The 16262-nt window shown below is 60.8% G+C and carries 16 protein-coding genes; 9 read left to right on the top strand and 7 right to left on the bottom strand.

The window, feature by feature from the left end; all coding sequences use genetic code 11:
• Nucleotides 1-25: 25 nt before the first annotated feature.
• Nucleotides 26-1159, top strand: coding sequence for an alpha/beta hydrolase (locus LZK81_RS18840; RefSeq protein WP_418936453.1), 1134 nt, complete (start codon nucleotides 26-28; stop codon nucleotides 1157-1159).
• Between the two features lie 263 nt (nucleotides 1160-1422).
• Here the strand turns inward: LZK81_RS18840 and LZK81_RS18835 are convergent, their stop codons facing one another.
• The 7 genes from LZK81_RS18835 to LZK81_RS18805 all read right to left on the bottom strand — a co-directional run bounded on the left by LZK81_RS18835 (nucleotide 1423) and on the right by LZK81_RS18805 (nucleotide 8677).
• Entirely contained in the window at nucleotides 1423-1728 is a 306-nt protein-coding gene (locus LZK81_RS18835; protein WP_046604592.1) for a hypothetical protein, read from the bottom strand.
• Between the two features lie 191 nt (nucleotides 1729-1919).
• Entirely contained in the window at nucleotides 1920-2804 is an 885-nt protein-coding gene (gene purU, locus LZK81_RS18830; protein WP_046628827.1) for a formyltetrahydrofolate deformylase, read from the bottom strand.
• Between the two features lie 114 nt (nucleotides 2805-2918).
• Nucleotides 2919-4001 (bottom strand): ABC transporter permease, encoded by a 1083-nt coding sequence (locus tag LZK81_RS18825; protein ID WP_080954461.1) that lies wholly within the window; start codon nucleotides 3999-4001, stop codon nucleotides 2919-2921.
• A 21-nt stretch (nucleotides 4002-4022) separates the two neighbouring features.
• A complete protein-coding gene (locus tag LZK81_RS18820) occupies nucleotides 4023-5576 on the bottom strand; it encodes a sugar ABC transporter ATP-binding protein (protein ID WP_233954236.1) in 1554 nt (517 codons plus the stop codon).
• 63 nt (nucleotides 5577-5639) lie between these two features.
• Entirely contained in the window at nucleotides 5640-6563 is a 924-nt protein-coding gene (locus tag LZK81_RS18815; protein ID WP_233954235.1) for a sugar ABC transporter substrate-binding protein, read from the bottom strand.
• Nucleotides 6564-6675: 112 nt separating this feature from the next.
• The gene (locus LZK81_RS18810) at nucleotides 6676-7488 is read right to left on the bottom strand and encodes a TIM barrel protein (protein ID WP_233954234.1); all 813 of its coding nucleotides are present in this window, start codon (nucleotides 7486-7488) and stop codon (nucleotides 6676-6678) included.
• 157 nt (nucleotides 7489-7645) lie between these two features.
• The gene (locus tag LZK81_RS18805; protein ID WP_046604187.1) at nucleotides 7646-8677 is read right to left on the bottom strand and encodes a LacI family DNA-binding transcriptional regulator; all 1032 of its coding nucleotides are present in this window, start codon (nucleotides 8675-8677) and stop codon (nucleotides 7646-7648) included.
• 172 nt (nucleotides 8678-8849) lie between these two features.
• Between LZK81_RS18805 and LZK81_RS18800 the strand changes: the two genes are divergently transcribed.
• From LZK81_RS18800 to LZK81_RS18765, 8 genes are all read left to right on the top strand, one after another.
• On the top strand, nucleotides 8850-9941 hold the full coding sequence (locus LZK81_RS18800) for a fatty acid desaturase family protein (protein WP_233954233.1): 1092 nt from the start codon (nucleotides 8850-8852) through the stop codon (nucleotides 9939-9941).
• A 44-nt stretch (nucleotides 9942-9985) separates the two neighbouring features.
• Nucleotides 9986-10312 carry a MocE family 2Fe-2S type ferredoxin gene (locus LZK81_RS18795; protein WP_233954232.1) on the top strand — a complete coding sequence of 109 codons (327 nt, stop codon included), beginning with the start codon at nucleotides 9986-9988 and terminating at the stop codon, nucleotides 10310-10312.
• The gene (locus LZK81_RS18790) at nucleotides 10302-11522 is read left to right on the top strand and encodes an NAD(P)/FAD-dependent oxidoreductase (protein ID WP_233954231.1); all 1221 of its coding nucleotides are present in this window, start codon (nucleotides 10302-10304) and stop codon (nucleotides 11520-11522) included. Before LZK81_RS18795 ends, LZK81_RS18790 begins: the two co-directional genes overlap by 11 nt.
• Before the next feature lie 25 nt (nucleotides 11523-11547).
• Nucleotides 11548-12342 (top strand): 3-methyl-2-oxobutanoate hydroxymethyltransferase, encoded by a 795-nt coding sequence (locus LZK81_RS18785; protein ID WP_233954230.1) that lies wholly within the window; start codon nucleotides 11548-11550, stop codon nucleotides 12340-12342.
• 337 nt (nucleotides 12343-12679) lie between these two features.
• Complete coding sequence (locus LZK81_RS18780; protein WP_233956618.1) at nucleotides 12680-13558, top strand: metal ABC transporter substrate-binding protein; 879 nt, start codon at nucleotides 12680-12682, stop codon at nucleotides 13556-13558.
• Between the two features lie 72 nt (nucleotides 13559-13630).
• Nucleotides 13631-14530, top strand: a complete 900-nt coding sequence (locus LZK81_RS18775; RefSeq protein WP_046604192.1) for a manganese/iron ABC transporter ATP-binding protein — start codon at nucleotides 13631-13633, stop codon at nucleotides 14528-14530.
• Nucleotides 14527-15387 (top strand): metal ABC transporter permease, encoded by an 861-nt coding sequence (locus LZK81_RS18770; RefSeq protein ID WP_233954229.1) that lies wholly within the window; start codon nucleotides 14527-14529, stop codon nucleotides 15385-15387. Before LZK81_RS18775 ends, LZK81_RS18770 begins: the two co-directional genes overlap by 4 nt.
• Complete coding sequence (locus LZK81_RS18765; RefSeq protein WP_233954228.1) at nucleotides 15384-16229, top strand: metal ABC transporter permease; 846 nt, start codon at nucleotides 15384-15386, stop codon at nucleotides 16227-16229. The genes LZK81_RS18770 and LZK81_RS18765 overlap by 4 nt, the downstream gene beginning before the upstream one ends.
• Nucleotides 16230-16262: the final 33 nt, after the last annotated feature.

Raw genomic sequence — 16262 nt, 5'->3', positions numbered from 1 at the left:
CTTTCTCCAGATTCAGGGCACGTCGATGCACTTCTTCCTCTCGATCTATGCTTGCAGGGCACGCTACAGCCTTGTCGTTCTTGCCGTCATGGTCAGCCTGACCGGATGCGCCTCCCGCCCATCAGCCGAGGTGCTTCAGCCCGCGGCGATCCAGCAGGTCGAAAGCGAGAAGGTCACCCTGCTTTCTGTCACCAACCGCAACAAGGTCAAGGAAGACGGCGGTTTTGGAAGCCAATGGGCCAGCGACCTGACCTACGAACGGTACGCCTTTTCAATTCCCAGCGATCGTAAGGGAAGCACCATCATCTATCCGTCGGGAAGGCCGGATCCGCGCCGCCAGTTCGTCGTGACCAGTCGCGATCAACTGACACGCAAATCCTGGATCGACGACGCGACCCGTTCGGCAAACTTCGACGGGACCGTGGCGGTCTTCGTCCACGGCTACAACACCAACTATCAGGAGGCGCTGTTCAGGGCTGCGCAGATGGCAGCGGACGCCAAAACGCTCAGCCCACCGATCCTGTTTTCCTGGCCTTCCGCGGCAAGCGTGACCGGGTATGTCACTGACCGAGACGCAGCTCTTTATTCCAGAAGCGAACTCGAAAGCGTCTTGAAGGCGCTGGCCGAAACTCCGAAGATCAAGCGCGTCGTGCTGTTCGGGCATAGCATGGGCGGTTTCTTGTCCATGGAGGCGGCAAGGCAGCTGAAGCTTCAAGGGCGTGACGACGTCGTCGGCAAGCTGCAGATCATTCTCGCTGCGCCGGACATAGACGTCGACGTGTTCAGGTCCCAGTTGCGTGACATCGGCATGCTGCGGAACCCGATTGCGTTGCTCGTGTCAAAAAACGACCGAGCTCTGGCGGTGTCCAGCATCCTTGGCGGCGAACGTCCACGCGTCGGCCGCATTGATATCGATGATCCCCTGGTTCGCAGTGAAATAAAGGCCGCCCATGTCAGCGTCATCGACATATCGTCCCTCAGTTCATCCGACGGTCTTGGTCACGATCGCTATGCTGCGCTTGCCCGGTTTGGTGGCGAGCTTGTCAAGGCGGAAGCGCGTGCGCGAAGCAGCGGAGACGTTGGGGTGCTGGTTTTCGATGCGGCGGGCGCGGCTGCCGCAAGTCCTTTCAGGCTGGCCGGGCAAATTGTGGGGCGTTGACTGTTGGGAAGGCTCCCACGCGAGAGTGCTGGCCACCCGGACCATAGTCGCGCCCTGCCGGTGCACGGAACCCCCATCGGATGCGCTGCATCCAGATTTATCGAAAGCACCTGTATAACCCGGGATCGCAAGCCAACAAGCAAGCCGTCTTGCGGAAAGTCGGCCGTCTCATCGCCGGAGCAAATCAAGAAGTCGCCAGCCGACGGGACTAAGTCCGCATCGTATGTCACCTTCGACAAGAGGTTGTCATTCGGCGGGATTTCCTAAATCCCTGACCCGTCGAACTGCTGTGTGTCGCGGCCTTCCCAGGGTGAGGGCAGCGAAAGGCGATTGAGGCTGGCCGAGGGCATCGGCATCCAACACTTCAATTCCGGCTCGGCATATTCGATGATGTGGCCGGGGGAGGAATCAGAGGCGCGCCAGCCTTCTCCACCGAACTGATCGCCATTCGACCAATACGCGAGATCAACTTCTGCCGGCCCCTGTTCAGACGGCCGGATGGTGACCAAGATCCGACTACCATCCTTCGGTGCGCTTGCCATATGGCGCCAGCGATCTGTCTCGTCCATCGTTTTTCCTCCTGCCTTGCTGCAGGTTGCAACTGTCGTCTCGCCATCGAAAACGGTCAACTCAAACTTTGCAGAACCATCCTCCGTCGATCGACGCGGGTTCGCCGGAAGCCATAGGCCTTGTGACTGCCGAGGTTTCCGCTTCGATCACGGCAGCAGCGGTGGTCTTTGTCTCGATGACAATGTCATGTTTACCCCATGCGCTCGGAGGCATAGGAACCCGGGCTTGCCGGGAAAACGACGGTGCGATGTCCGTTGATGAAGGTGCGGTGATGGATATGGGCGTGGATGGCGCGCGCCAGCACCTGGCTTTCGACGTCGCGGCCGAGAGAGACATAGTCTTCCGGAGACTGCGCATGGGTGACGCGCACCGTGTCCTGCTCGATGATCGGGCCTTCGTCGAGATCGGCGGTGACGTAATGGGCCGTCGCGCCGATCAGCTTCACGCCGCGTTCGAAAGCCTGCTTGTAGGGATTGGCTCCCTTGAACGACGGCAGGAAGGAATGGTGGATGTTGATGATCCGGCCGGACATCTTCTGGCACATCTGATCGGACAGGATCTGCATGTAGCGGGCCAGCACGATGAGTTCGGTGCCGGTCTGTCTGACGAGGTCCATGATGCGCGCTTCGGCCTCAGGCTTGTTGGCCTCGGTCACCGGAATATGATGGAAGGGGATGTCGTGATTGACCACGACCTTCTGGTAGTCGAAGTGGTTGGAGACGACGCCGACGATCTCGATCGGCAGTGCGCCGATCTTCCAGCGGTAGAGCAGGTCGTTCAGGCAATGGCCGAAGCGCGATACCATCAGCAGGACCTTCTCCCGCTTGGCGGCATCATGCAGGCTCCAGTTCATGCCGAAACGCTCGGCGATAGCGGGGAAGCCCTGTGCGAGCGTCGCTTCATTGGCCTCTTCCTCGGAGATGAAGGAGACGCGCATGAAGAACCGACAGGTGCCGAGGTCGTCGAACTGGGATGAATCCACGATGTTGCAGCCCTGATCGGCGAGATAGCCGGAGACTGCAGCGACGATGCCGCGGGTCGACTGACAGGAAATGGTCAAAACATAGGTCTTCATGGTCATCTCGTGAATGGCCTGTGACGGCGTCATCTCAATTGTAAGACGGGTGCATAGGGGGAGGTGGTGCAGGTTGCTCGGAACCAGCACCGCCCCGGCGCCTGGGGAGGTTTTTCAGGCGCGGGATTTCTTGCGTTGGCGGTGCACGTCAATGACGACTGCCGCGACGATGATCGCGCCCTTGACGATCTCCTGGTAATAGGCGCCGACCTTGAGGAAGGTGAAGCCAGAGGTCACCACACCGAGAATAATCGTACCGATTACCGTCCCGGTGATCCGGCCCACCCCGCCGGAGAGCGAAGCGCCGCCGATGACGGCGGCCGCGATGGCGTCGAGTTCGAAGGAGACGCCCATGTTCGGCTGGCCGGACTGGGCGCGGGCAGCGAGCATAACGCCGGCGAGGCCGGAGAGAAGGCCGGCGACCGCATAGACCTTGATCAGGTGCTTGCCGATATCGATCCCCGAGACGCGTGCAGCCTGGCTGTTGGCCCCGATGGCATAGGTGAACTTGCCGTAGCGGGTATAGGACAATGCGATGTGGAAGATGATCGCCACGACGAAGAAGACGATGACCGTTCGCGGGACGGGAAAGCCCCAGAGATTGAAGCTCTGGCCGAGCCAGGCGAAGTTTTCATTGAGCAAAGCGACGGGCTGGCCTTCGGTATACCATTTGGCCAGGCCGCGGACTGAAACCATCATGCCAAGAGTGGCAATGAAGGGTGGAATGCCCGTCTTGGCGATGAGAAGGCCGTTCAGAAAACCCAGGAATGCGCCGAGCAGCACGCCGACCAGAAGCGGCCAGAACGGGCTTGAATCGATGAACCAGTCCAGGCCGAAAGCCGCGTATTCGGGTTGCAGGAAGACGGCGCGGGCATTCAGCGAGGTCTGGGCGAAGCTCGCAGCCACCATGGCGATAAACCCGACCATGGAGCCGGACGAGAGATCGACACCACCGGTGATGATGACCTGCGTTACGCCGACGGCGATGATCCCCGTGACAGCGACCTGCAGGACGATGATGGACAGGCGCTGCTTGTTCGCCAGAAAGCTTTCGCCCACGACGTACCAGCCGATCACTTCGAAGATAAGGGCGATCCCGATCAAGACGGCGAGGATCGAGAATTCCGGCGGAAGTCGCCGAACCTTCTTCAAGCCTGTCTTGGAGGTCTCCCCCAGTTCGTTGATGGCATCAGACATGATATCCTCCCGGCTGTGTCGTCAGCGCGACGCCAGCTCCATTATCTTGACTTGATCGGCTTCGGCCCTGTCCAGGATGCCTGTGACCCGCCCCTCATGCAGCACGACGATGCGATCGCTCATGCCGAGCACCTCCGGCATCTCCGACGAGATCATGATGATCGCCACACCTTGGCCCGCGAGCTGCGAGATCAGCCGGTGGATTTCGGCCTTGGCGCCGACATCTATGCCGCGGGTGGGTTCGTCGAGGATCAGGATCTTCGGATCGGTCATCAGCCAGCGACAGATCAGCACCTTCTGCTGGTTGCCACCCGACAGGTTGATGATCGGCTCCCGCATGTCGGGCGTGCGGACCCTGAGGCGGTTGGCCATGTCGGCGGCCGCCTTCCGCAGCTTGTCCTGCTGTACGAAACCGAGCTGCACATAGCGCTGTTGCAGCACCGCCATCTGCGCGTTTTCCTGGATGTCGAGCAGCAGGAAACAGCCGGTCTCCTTTCGATCCTCCGTCAGAAACGCCACGCCATGCGCCATGGCGACAGACGGCGAGGAGACGGTCAATTGCCTGCCGAAGAGCTCGATCGTCCCGGAATTGGCAGGCGTCACGCCGAAGATTGTCTCCGCGACGTTGGACCGGCCCGAGCCGACGAGGCCGGCAAATCCGAGGATCTCGCCGGCCCGGAGATCGAAGGACACGTCGCGGAAGACGCCGTTCAGCGTCAGCCCTTTTACCGACAGCACGACGTCGCCGATCTGCGCCGGTTCTTTTGGGAACATCTGAGTGATCTCGCGCCCGACCATCATGCGGATGATGTCTTCGCGGGTCACCTCCGAGGAATTGCAGGTTGCAACGTACTTGCCGTCGCGAAAGACGGAGAACTCGTCAGCGATCTCGAAGAGTTCGTTCATCTTGTGCGTGATGTAGATGATGCCCTTTCCTTCCTCGCGAAGGGAGCGGATGATCCGGAAGAGGTGGTTCACCTCCCTCTCGGTGAGGGCCGATGTCGGTTCGTCCATGATGAGGACATCGGAATCGAAGGATACGGCCTTGGCGATCTCGACCATCTGGCGGTTGGCCACGCTGAGCTTGCCGACCTTGATTTCTGGATCGATCTCGATCCCGAGGCGCTCAAACAGCGCGTCCGTTCGACGGTTCATTTCGGCATGGTCCACGATACCAAAACGCCTGAGCGGCTCGCGACCGATCCAGATGTTTTCCGACACGGTCATGGGCGCCATCAGATTCAGTTCCTGATGGATCATCGCGATTCCGTTCTGGAGCGCGTCGAGCGGGTTCTTGAGGCGGATGTCGACGCCACGCAGTTTGAATGAGCCGCTGTCGGGCGTGTAGATGCCGGCGAGGATCTTCATCAGCGTGGACTTGCCGGCGCCGTTCTCGCCCATGAGGGCATGTACCGTCCCGCGTTTCAGCTTCAGCTGCACATTGTCCAGAGCAACGACACCTGGAAACTCCTTGCGCACGTCCTCCACTTCCAGAAGATATTTGCTGCCCGGGACAGCGCCGCTCCTGCGAACAGCTTCCATGGTCTGCGGACTGATGATGCGTTCAGCCGACATGGTCGTCCTCCTCCACGAGAGTGATCCGCTGCCTTGCAAGGCAGCGGATCGGCCCGTCTCCGGTCAATTCTTCGTTGTGAACTTGGCCATGTTTTCAGGCGTCACGAGCTGGAACGGGATCCAGACCTTGGCGTCCACTTTCTCACCCTTGGCGAGCTTTATGGCAGCGGCGACCGCACCCGAGCCCTGACCGAAGGCATCCTGGAAGACGGATACATCCAGATTGCCCGCCTTCATGTAGGCGAGTGCTTCCTGGGTGGCATCGATGCCGGCAACGACCACATCCTTCATATTCCAGCCGGCAGATTTCATGGCGTTGATCGCACCAATTGCCATGTTATCGTTGTTGGCGATGACAGCTACCGGCTTGTGACCGGCCGCGATCCAGTTGGTCATCAGGTCCTGAGCCTTGACCGGATCCCACACGGCGGTCTGCTGGTCGAGGATCTTGATGCCCTTGCAGTCCGGCGTCGCGATCACGTCGTGGATGTCCTTGGTGCGCTGGACGGCAGCTTGGTTGGCAAGATCGCCGACCATGACAAGGATATCGCCCTTGCCGCCCAGGATGCGACATACTTCCTTGGTCTGCAGCGTGCCGGACTGAACTTCGTCGGAGGCGACGAATGCCCCCTTTGGGCCAAGCTTGTCCACGTCTGCCGGCATCCGGTTGACGTAGACGATCGGGATGCCGGCATCGTTCGCCAGCTTCGTCATCGGCGCCGTTGCCGTGGTGTCGACGGCATTGACGATGATCGCATCGACCTTCGAGGCGATGAAGTTCTGGATCTGGGAAAGCTGCTTCTGAACGTCATCATCCGCGATTTCGATCTGGACCGGCTGTTTTGCATCGGCCGCGGACTTCTCGATACCCTTGCGCAGAACGGTCAGGAACGTGTCGGAATTGGCCATGGACACGCCAATATTGCCTGCATAGGCGCTCGATGCCATCAGAACGCCGAGCACGGCACTCGCCAAAAATGTCTTCATCTCTTCCTCCTCTGAAACGGTGCCCGGCGAACACCTCAAAAAGCCGGTCGCCTCCTCCCCGAAGGCAATCTCAAGAACCGGTCCGGTCACCATCGCCGGATCGGTGAAGACGTCAAAGTCTGTCCCGGATCAGCTCCATGCTGTTGCGGATCATCGCTTGCGGATCGCTCGATGCGTGAACGGATGACGCGAACGGTTCGAACGAGAACGGGCCGGGATAACCAGCGTCGATAAGCGCACGGATTTGGCCGACATTGTCCAGCCGGTCCCGTGCCGTCACCATCACCCGATGCGGATCGCGCATGGCGTCGATGCTGACTTCCTGATCATCGACCCCTGAAATGTGGACCAGCCCCGTTAAATCCGGAAATATATCCGGCTCGCCAGCGAGCACGTGGTGGAAAGTGTCATGAACCAGCTTGAAGCTCTCGCTGCCATCGATCGCGGCAATCGCTTCCGCGGCTTCTTTCTTGGAGCGAAGCGAGCAGATCTGGAAACCGAGCGGCTCCACGAGGCCGATGAGGTTATTGGCCTGCAGGACAGGTTTCAGTGCCTTGAGCGCAACGCGCAAATTCCCCTGACGCTCTCCCTCCAGCCTGCCGCTTCCATCGTTGACGGGCACGAGAACCAGAGCTTTGGCGCCGCAGGCAGCGGCATAAGCGGCCAGTTCCTTGGCTTCCGCTTCCCGTTCCGGCGTCCATTCGTTGAAGCGTTGCAGGGCATTGATCGAAATGATCTCGGTTCCGTGCGCCTTTGCCAGGTCGCGGACCGTCTCAGGTGAAGTCCCGTCGAGTATGGCATTACCCGCAAGATCGTTGCGGATTTCGAATTGCCGAACACGGAGCGATATGCCCAGCTCGAAAAAAGCGCCGAGCGGCATGTGTGGCGCAACCATGTGGTTGAGCGCGAAGGTAAGCGCGGCCATGAGTTCTCCCGAAGTTTGTCGCGGCCGGCTTTCCTCCTCCGTCCCGCTGAACGAAGTCATCAGGTTTCGTGGCGTTGGTCAAAGAAGAAATAGCAATATTCTATTTCATTTATGAAAGAATTTGCAGATCGTTATGATGGTTTTTCATCATCACGGTTCAGATGTTTTCCGGCACGTAAATTTCGAGCGGGAGGAAAGTCTGGCCGGGCGCCGTCGCGGGACCGGTATCCACAGCCTCGACCATCAACTGGACCAGTTCGCGGCACAGATTGGCAAGCGGTGTCGCAATCGCCAGGGTCACGATCTCATCGGCCAGCGCTGCGCGGGAAATTGGCGTCAGTTCGTTGACGACGATAACATGCTTGCCGCCGAGCTTTTCTTCCCGGATGGCGGAGATGGCGCCTTCCATTCCGCCGCCGGCAACATAGAAACCCACGAGATCCGGATGGCGGTGCAGCAGATCCAGCGTTGCTTCGTGGGTAATTTCAACCGTTTCGAGGTTCACCAGCGTGTCCAGAACCTCGAAGTCGGGAGCGTGTTCGCGGAAGTAGGACCGAAAGCCGATCTCGCGTAATTCGTGACCGTGAAAGCGGTGACTACCGACGAAAACCGCCACCTTCCCCGGTTTTTTCGCGGCCTTCGCGATCATCCAGGCTGCCGTTCGACCGGCCTTGCGGTTATTGAGCCCGACATAGCCCTCGCGGATGCCGGAGGCGAAATCAGACAGGAGTGAGAATACCGGGATGCCCCTTGCCTTCAGTTCCTCCGCTGTCACCGTCACGGCCGGATAGTCCGGGGATGTCATCGCGACCGCCTGATTCCTGGCGCCTACCTCTCTCAGCTTGTCGGCCAGTTCGCTCGGTGTTTGGTTGGTGCAGAATTCGATCTGCGCAACGCCGCGAATGCCGGGATGATTCTGGACGGCGATCTCCAGCTCCCGCTTGAAACTCTGGTAGAAATGGTGGTTGGGCTTCTGCAGGATGAAGCCCAACCGGTATTGCGGCAGGCCCTCGAACACTCGCTGCCGGAGCAATCCGACGGCATGGAAGCCAATCTCGTTTGCCGCGTCATAGACGCGCCGCGCCGTGTCCTCGCGCACCTTGTGCCGTCCGTTCAACACGCGGTCTACGGTTGCGACACTCACTCCCGCAGCCTTGGCCAGGTCCGCGATCGTCGGTCTTGATCCCATCTGTTCCTCCATCAGGTGAGATGTTTCTATCATGGAATAAATCAAGAATGATAGACTTTGATAGAATATATCATGCGTGGATTGTGATCTGTCAGAACAACGATAATCCTCAAGCTCAGATGCCGTGCGGCGCCTTCGATGGCGACCGCATCGAAACCGACGGAGGAGATCGATGGCGAGGACAGCGGCAAAGCGTGACTACAGCCTGCTTGGGCGCGATGCGCAGGTGGCGGTGGCCAATGGGCTCGCGGCGGCGCAGTGGTACCATACCGAGATTCCGCGCAAGCAGATGAAGGAATTGATGAAGCGGGAGGATGGGCCGGCCCTCCGGGATACGGCGATCTGGCTCGGCTGCATGGTCGTATTTGCAGGGCTTGGCATCTATTTCTGGGGAAGCCTCTGGGCGATCCTTTTCTTCCTCGCCTATGGCGTGTTCTACGGGTCGGCCTCGGACAGCCGCTGGCATGAATGCGGTCATGGCACGGCGTTCAAGACGATGTGGATGAACAACCTTGTCTACCAGATCGCCTGTTTCATGATCATACGCAATCCGGTGACCTGGCGCTGGAGCCATACCCGGCACCACACCGATACGGTCATTGTCGGCCGGGATCCGGAAATCGCGGTGATGCGTCCGCCGGATCTCCTGCGGCTGATCCTCAATTTGTTCGGCCTGTTGGATGCCTGGCATGCGGTGATCGACATGGTCCGCAACGCGTTTGGTGTCATCAGCGCCGAAGAGAAGGTCATCATTCCCGAGACGGAGCAGCCGAAGGCGATCCGCGTCGCGCGCATCTGGCTTGCGATCTATGTGGCGACCGTCGCGCTCGCGGTCGGCCTGAATTCGATCCTGCCTCTGATGCTGATCGGCATGCCGCGCCTTTATGGTGCCTGGCACCATGTCATGACCGGCCTGTTGCAGCATGGCGGCCTTGCCGACAACGTCACCGACCACCGGCTAAACAGCCGCACGGTCTACATGAACCCGATCAGCCGCTTCATCTACTGGAACATGAACTATCACGTGGAGCATCACATGTTCCCGATGGTGCCCTATCACGCGCTGCCGAAGCTGCATGCGATGATCAAGGACGATCTGCCGGTACCGAACCGGTCGATCCTCGACGGTTATCGCGAGATGATCCCGGCCTTCCTGCGCCAGCTCCGGAACGAGGATTACTTCCTGAAGCGCGAGTTGCCGCCGACGGCAAAGCCTTATCGCGAAGACTTCCACAATGACGCCATGGCGCCGGCGGCGGAGTGACGCCGGCGTCCGACAAAACAAGCCTTTATGGGGAGGAGAGCCCGATGAGCACCTGGATCGACGTCTGCGACACGGACGAGATCGACGAAGAGGATGTCATCCGCTTCGATCACGACGGCAAGAGCTACGCTGTCTATCGCAGCCTGGAAGACAGTTTCCACGCGACCGACGGACATTGCACGCACGAGAATGTCCATCTGGCCGATGGCCTGGTGATGGACGACATCATCGAATGTCCGAAGCACAACGGCCGCTTCAACTACAAGACCGGCCAAGCCAAGGGCGCGCCCGTCTGCGTCAACCTCAGGACTTATGCAGTCAAGGTCGATGGTGGCCGCGTCTTCATCCAGGTCGGCCGAGATGGGCGATAAAGGCATGGTGATCGTCGGCGCCGGCGAGGCGGGCGTGCGGGCGGCCTTTGCCCTGCGGGAGCGGGGTTACCAGGGGACCGTCACGCTGATCGGCGACGAACCGCATCTCCCTTACGAGCGTCCGCCCTTGTCGAAGGCGGGCAAGGAAGCCGAGACCGTTCGGGCGATCGTCGCAAACGAACGTTTTGCCGAGGCGGGGATCTCCTTTCTGCGAGGACAGCGGGCTATCTCGCTCGACCCGGCGCGCCATGCGCTGCTACTGGAAACCGGCGAAACGCTGTCCTACGAACGGCTGCTGCTCGCAACCGGCGCCGTGCCGCGCCAGTTCCCAGGCATTGCCACGAGTGATCGCATCCATGTGCTGCGGACCGTCGAGGACGCATCCGCCATTCGTCGCCATATGCGGGAGGATGGCCGCCTGGCCATTCTTGGCGGTGGCTTCATCGGGCTCGAACTGGCCGCGATGGGCCGGAAACTCGGCACGGCCGTCACCTTGTTTGAGGCGCAACCGCGCGTGTTGATGCGTGGCGTTCCCGAAAAGCTCGCGCTCGCCTTGCAGGCGCGGCATGCGGCAGAAGGCGTGGAACTCCTCTGCGGCGTGGCGATCGAGACCATCGCCGATGGCGAGAGCGGCGTTGCCATCGGGTTCGCCGATGGTCGCAGGATCAAGGTCGATGCGCTTGTGGTCGGGATCGGCGCCCAGCCCAACACCCGTCTTGCCGCAGAAGCAGGGCTTGCGATCGACAACGGCATCGCCGTCGACCGCCATCTGGCGACCAGCGATCCGCACATCTTCGCCGCCGGCGACTGCTGCTCCTTTCCCGTCACCGCCTATGGCGGCCGGCGCGTCAGGCTCGAATCCTGGCGCAACGCGCAGGAACAGGGCAGCGTCGCGGCGGCCAACATGCTGGGAGAGGCCGAACCCTTCGATGCGCTGCCCTGGTTCTGGTCGGACCAATACGACCTGACGCTGCAGGTAGCCGGCCTGGCCGACGGCGCAACATCGACCGTCGGCCGGACGCTGTCGCCGGAGGCCGAAATCCTGTTTCACCTCGATGCGGATGGGCGATTGCTGGCAGCCAGCGGACTTGGCCCCGGCGGTGCCGTTGCCCGCGACATTCGGCTTGCCGAGATGCTGATCGCCAGGGGCGCGCGCCCCGATCCCGCTGCACTCGCCGATCCTTCCGTCAAACTGAAATCCCTTCTGTGAGCGCCTGGCGCCAAAGGATGCACCGATGAAATCCAACCGTCCCACCGTTGCCGATATCCTGGCGCTCAAGGGCAAGCGCCAGCTCAGCATGCTTCGTGTCGTCACGCTCGAGGAGGCGGAAGCCGCCGAGAAGGCCGGGATTGAAATGGTTTCCGTGCCGCCGGCGCTCCTCGGGCCTGCATTCCGGGAGGCGGCGCCAAGTGTGTTTGCCGTGCCGGGGCTCGAATATGGCGACTTCGTCACGACGGAGGAATATCTGCGGGCGGCCTTCAAGGCGATGCGCGCCGGTGGCGACGCCGTCTATTGCGCGGCGAGCCTCCGGATCATCCGAGGGCTCAGGGACGAGGGCATTCCCGTCTGCAGCCATGTCGGCCTCATTCCCTCGAAGGCAACCTGGACCGGTGGCTTCAAGGCGGTCGGCAAGACGGCCGACAGCGCGATGACGATCTGGAATGCCGTCAAGGCCCTCGAGGAGGCTGGTGCCTTCGCCGCCGAAATCGAGGTGGTTCCCGCCGAAGTTGCCTCGCTGATCAGCGCCCGGACATCTCTTTTCATGATCTCGATGGGGGCGGGCGCCGGTTGCGACGCGCAATATCTCTTTGCCGATGACGTGCTCGGACAGAACCGCGGGCATGTGCCGCGACATGCGAAGACCTATCGCAACTTCAACGCTGAATTCGACCGCCTGCAGCACGAGCGCATCGCAGCCTTCCGGGAATTCCGCCAGGACGTCGAGAGCGGAGCCTATCCGGCGGAGCCCCACAAAGTCGGCGTGTCGAGCGGGGAACTCGCCCGCTTCCGGAATATGATCGACGGCTGATCGGGCCACCGGAGACCAACCACGACAGTGAACCTTGCCCTTCTCGGTGCGGGCCGCATCGACTGGGGGAGAGCGTTCCCTTGAATATCCATGGATGGTTTTGCCCTCGCCCTAACAACGAGGGAAGGCAAGGCTGCAATCATTTTGTCCTCCCGCTGCGAATCCTTGTTGCAAATCATTCGCAATTGCAGAATATGAATATAACGAGAGTGCCCATCGTTGTTGCAGACGATTCCCAGCTGCGACGAGGCCATTCCGAACACTGACTGCAATTAAGTCCTATTCGCAAAAGGAGGCGTGCATGCTTGACAAGATACGATGGCTGGTCTTGACCGGAATGGTGGGAACGGCGTTCGCCGCCGTTCTGGCGGTCATGCCGGCATCGGCTCAGGACAAGTTCAAGGCGGTGACGACTTTCACGGTGATCGCCGACATCGCGAAAAACGTCGCCGGCGACGCCGCGGTCGTCGAATCCATCACCAAGCCCGGTGCGGAAATCCACAACTATCAGCCGACACCCGGCGACATCCAGCGGGCGCAGGGCGCCAAGCTCGTCTTCTGGAACGGGCTCAATCTCGAGCTCTGGTTCGAGAAGTTCTTTCAGAACCTGAAGGACGTGCCGGGCGTCGTGGTCTCGACAGGCGTCGAGCCGATGGGCATCGTCGAAGGCCCGTATGTGGGCAAGCCCAACCCGCATGCCTGGATGTCTCCCACCGCGGCGCTGATCTATGTCGACAACATCCGCGATGCCTTCGTGAAGTACGATCCGAAGAATGCCGCGATCTACAAGGCCAATGCCGAAGCCTACAAGGAGAAGATCAAGGCGGCCATAGATCCCATCAAGGCCGAACTCGCCAAGGTGCCGGAAGACAAGCGGTGGCTTGTGACGAGCGAAGGCGCCTTCTCCTATCTCGCCCGCGATTTCGGCTTGAAGGAGTTTTATCTGTGGCCGATCAATGCCGACCAGCAGGGCACGCCGCAGCAGGTTCGCAAGGTGATCGACGCCGTTCGCAAGAACCGGATCGGTGTCGTTTTCTCTGAAAGTACGATTTCGCCGAAACCAGCCGAACAGGTGGCGCGGGAAACCGGCGCCAAATACGGCGGCGTTCTTTATGTGGACTCGCTGAGCGAGGCCGATGGCCCGGTTCCGACCTATCTCGATCTTCTGAAGGTGACTTCGGATACCATCGCCAAGGGCCTTGCCGCCTCGCCCTGATATCTGTCGTGCGCCCATTCGCGATCCGGCGGGTGGGCTCGTGAATTTGCCGTTTTCAAGAGGATGTTTCCCATGAATGCTCAACCCCGTTGGCCGAACCATGCACCTTCCGGCTCTGACGGAATCATGGTCGACGGCGCGACCGTGACCTACCGCAACGGCCATACGGCCCTGCGGGATGCGAGCTTCCGCATCCCGCAGGGAACGATCACCGCTCTGGTGGGGGTCAACGGTTCCGGCAAGTCCACGCTTTTCAAGGCGATCATGGGTTTTGTGCGCCTGGCGAAAGGCGACATCCGGGTGCTCGGCATGTCGGTCAAGGAGGCGCTGCGCAAGAACCTCGTCGCCTATGTGCCGCAGTCGGAAGACGTCGACTGGGACTTTCCGGTGCTGGTCGAGGATGTCGTCATGATGGGCCGCTACGGCCATATGGGCATGATGCGCATTCCAAAAGCCGCCGATCACGAGGCCGTGGCGACGGCGCTGGCCCGTGTCAGCATGAGCGAATTCCGCAAGCGCCAGATCGGAGAGTTGTCGGGCGGGCAGAAGAAGCGGATTTTCCTGGCGCGCGCACTGGCGCAGGACGGCCGCGTCATCATGCTCGACGAGCCCTTCACCGGCGTCGACGTCAAGACGGAGGACCAGATCATCACCTTGCTTCGCGAGTTGCGCGACGAGGGCCGGGTCATGCTGGTCTCCACGCACAATCTGGGCTCGGTGCCGGAATTCTGCGACCGGACCATCCTGATCAAGGGCACGGTGCTCGCCTACGGGCCGACTGTCGAGACCTTCACCCAGGAAAACCTGGAAAAGACTTTTGGGGGCGTGCTGCGTCATTTTGTGCTCCACGACGCGCAGAACGGAAGATCGACGTCGATCGGCCTGATCAGCGACGATGAGCGGCCCCTAGTGCTCCGAGGCGGGAAGGCGACCAACCGTGCATCGGACGAGGAAGGCGGAGGCCGCGAATGATCGCCGTTCTGATCGAGCCCTTCACCTACAATTATATGCTGAATGCCATGTGGGTCTCGGCCCTTGTCGGCGGCGTCTGCGCCTTCCTTTCCTGTTACCTGATGCTGAAAGGCTGGTCGCTGATCGGCGATGCGCTCTCGCATGCGATCGTTCCCGGCGTGGCCGGCGCCTATATGCTCGGACTTCCGTTTTCGATAGGCGCCTTTTTCTCCGGAGGGCTCGCCGCGGCCACGATGCTTTTCCTCAACCAGCGCACCAAGCTGAAGGAAGATGCCATCATCGGCCTGATCTTCTCCTCCTTTTTCGGGCTGGGGCTGTTCATGATCTCGCTGAAGCCCATGGCGGTGAATATCCAGACGATCGTGCTCGGCAACATCCTCGCCATCACGCCCGAGGACACGCTGCAACTCGCGATCATCGGCTTCGTGTCGCTGGCTGTTCTGCTCGTCAAATGGAAGGATCTGATGGTAACCTTCTTCGACGAGAGCCACGCCCGATCGATCGGCCTCAATCCGACCGCGCTCAAGATCGTCTTCTTCACTCTGCTGTCGGCTTCGACGGTCGCCGCGCTCCAGACGGTCGGGGCCTTCCTGGTCGTCTGCATGGTGGTCACGCCGGGGGCGACCGCCTACCTCCTGACCGACCGTTTCCCGCGCCTCCTTGTTCTGGCGGTGATCATCGGGTCGATCACCAGCTTTGTCGGCGCCTATGCGAGTTATTTCCTCGACGGGGCGACCGGCGGCATCATCGTGGTGCTGCAGACGGCAATCTTCCTGATCGCATTCGTCCTGGCGCCGAAGCACGGGATACTGGCGGCGCGCAGGCGGGCAGCCCAGGCGCTGGAGGCGACCCCATGATCGTTGTCGATACGCTTCTTTTGCCCTTCCAGTTCGGCTTCATGGTCAATGCGCTGCTGATCTCGGTGCTGATTGCCGTGCCGATGGCGCTTCTGTCCTGCTTCCTTGTCCTGAAGGGCTGGTCGCTGATGGGCGATGCAATCAGCCATGCCGTGTTTCCCGGCGTGGTGATCGCCTATATCGTCGGCATGCCTCTTGCGATCGGCGCTTTCGCAGCCGGCATGTTCTGCGCCATCGCCACCGGCTTCCTGAAGGAAAACAGCCGCATCAAGCAGGACACGGTGATGGGCATCGTGTTCGCCGGCATGTTCGGGCTCGGCCTCGTCCTTTACGTGAAGATCCAGTCCGACGTGCATCTCGACCATATCCTGTTCGGCGACATGCTCGGCGTCTCCTGGCGTGACATCGGCGAGGCGGCCGTCATCGCGGCGATCACGGCCGGCATTCTCGGCGTGAAATGGAAGGACTTCCTGCTGCACGCCTTCGATCCGGCGCAGGCAAGGGCGGTGGGACTGAGGGTCAATTTCCTGCACTACGGTCTTCTCGCTCTCATTTCGCTGACGATCGTCGGTGCCCTGCAGGCGGTCGGCATCATCCTTTCGATCGCCATGCTGATCGCGCCGGGAGCCATCGCCTTCCTGCTGACCCGCAAGTTCAGCACCATGCTGATCCTGTCGATTGCCATTGCCGTGACCGGTGCGTTCGCCGGCGTCTACCTGTCCTTCTTCATCGACAGCGCCCCGGCCCCGACCATCGTGCTCCTGCTGGCAATCGGTTTCGTGCTCGCCTTCATCCACGCTACGCGTAAGGCCGCCCGGGTCCAGACGACCGAAACGATCTAGCAAGAGGAGGGGAGCGCCTAGTCTTGGCGTTAC

The organism is Neorhizobium galegae, assembly GCF_021391675.1.
Classification (GTDB): Bacteria; Pseudomonadota; Alphaproteobacteria; order Rhizobiales; family Rhizobiaceae; genus Neorhizobium; species Neorhizobium galegae_B.
This window is presented reverse-complemented; position numbering and strand designations above follow the sequence as displayed.

What these genes read in the sequence shown, in the direction of transcription:
- LZK81_RS18840 (WP_418936453.1), top strand. Translation starts at nt 26, where the DNA reads ATGCACTTCTTCCTCTCGATCTATGCTTGCAGGGCACGCTACAGCCTT.
- LZK81_RS18835 (WP_046604592.1), bottom strand. Translation starts at nt 1,728, where the DNA reads ATGGACGAGACAGATCGCTGGCGCCATATGGCAAGCGCACCGAAGGAT.
- purU (WP_046628827.1), bottom strand. Translation starts at nt 2,804, where the DNA reads ATGAAGACCTATGTTTTGACCATTTCCTGTCAGTCGACCCGCGGCATC.
- LZK81_RS18825 (WP_080954461.1), bottom strand. Translation starts at nt 4,001, where the DNA reads ATGTCTGATGCCATCAACGAACTGGGGGAGACCTCCAAGACAGGCTTG.
- LZK81_RS18820 (WP_233954236.1), bottom strand. Translation starts at nt 5,576, where the DNA reads ATGTCGGCTGAACGCATCATCAGTCCGCAGACCATGGAAGCTGTTCGC.
- LZK81_RS18815 (WP_233954235.1), bottom strand. Translation starts at nt 6,563, where the DNA reads ATGAAGACATTTTTGGCGAGTGCCGTGCTCGGCGTTCTGATGGCATCG.
- LZK81_RS18810 (WP_233954234.1), bottom strand. Translation starts at nt 7,488, where the DNA reads ATGGCCGCGCTTACCTTCGCGCTCAACCACATGGTTGCGCCACACATG.
- LZK81_RS18805 (WP_046604187.1), bottom strand. Translation starts at nt 8,677, where the DNA reads ATGGGATCAAGACCGACGATCGCGGACCTGGCCAAGGCTGCGGGAGTG.
- LZK81_RS18800 (WP_233954233.1), top strand. Translation starts at nt 8,850, where the DNA reads ATGGCGAGGACAGCGGCAAAGCGTGACTACAGCCTGCTTGGGCGCGAT.
- LZK81_RS18795 (WP_233954232.1), top strand. Translation starts at nt 9,986, where the DNA reads ATGAGCACCTGGATCGACGTCTGCGACACGGACGAGATCGACGAAGAG.
- LZK81_RS18790 (WP_233954231.1), top strand. Translation starts at nt 10,302, where the DNA reads ATGGGCGATAAAGGCATGGTGATCGTCGGCGCCGGCGAGGCGGGCGTG.
- LZK81_RS18785 (WP_233954230.1), top strand. Translation starts at nt 11,548, where the DNA reads ATGAAATCCAACCGTCCCACCGTTGCCGATATCCTGGCGCTCAAGGGC.
- LZK81_RS18780 (WP_233956618.1), top strand. Translation starts at nt 12,680, where the DNA reads ATGGTGGGAACGGCGTTCGCCGCCGTTCTGGCGGTCATGCCGGCATCG.
- LZK81_RS18775 (WP_046604192.1), top strand. Translation starts at nt 13,631, where the DNA reads ATGAATGCTCAACCCCGTTGGCCGAACCATGCACCTTCCGGCTCTGAC.
- LZK81_RS18770 (WP_233954229.1), top strand. Translation starts at nt 14,527, where the DNA reads ATGATCGCCGTTCTGATCGAGCCCTTCACCTACAATTATATGCTGAAT.
- LZK81_RS18765 (WP_233954228.1), top strand. Translation starts at nt 15,384, where the DNA reads ATGATCGTTGTCGATACGCTTCTTTTGCCCTTCCAGTTCGGCTTCATG.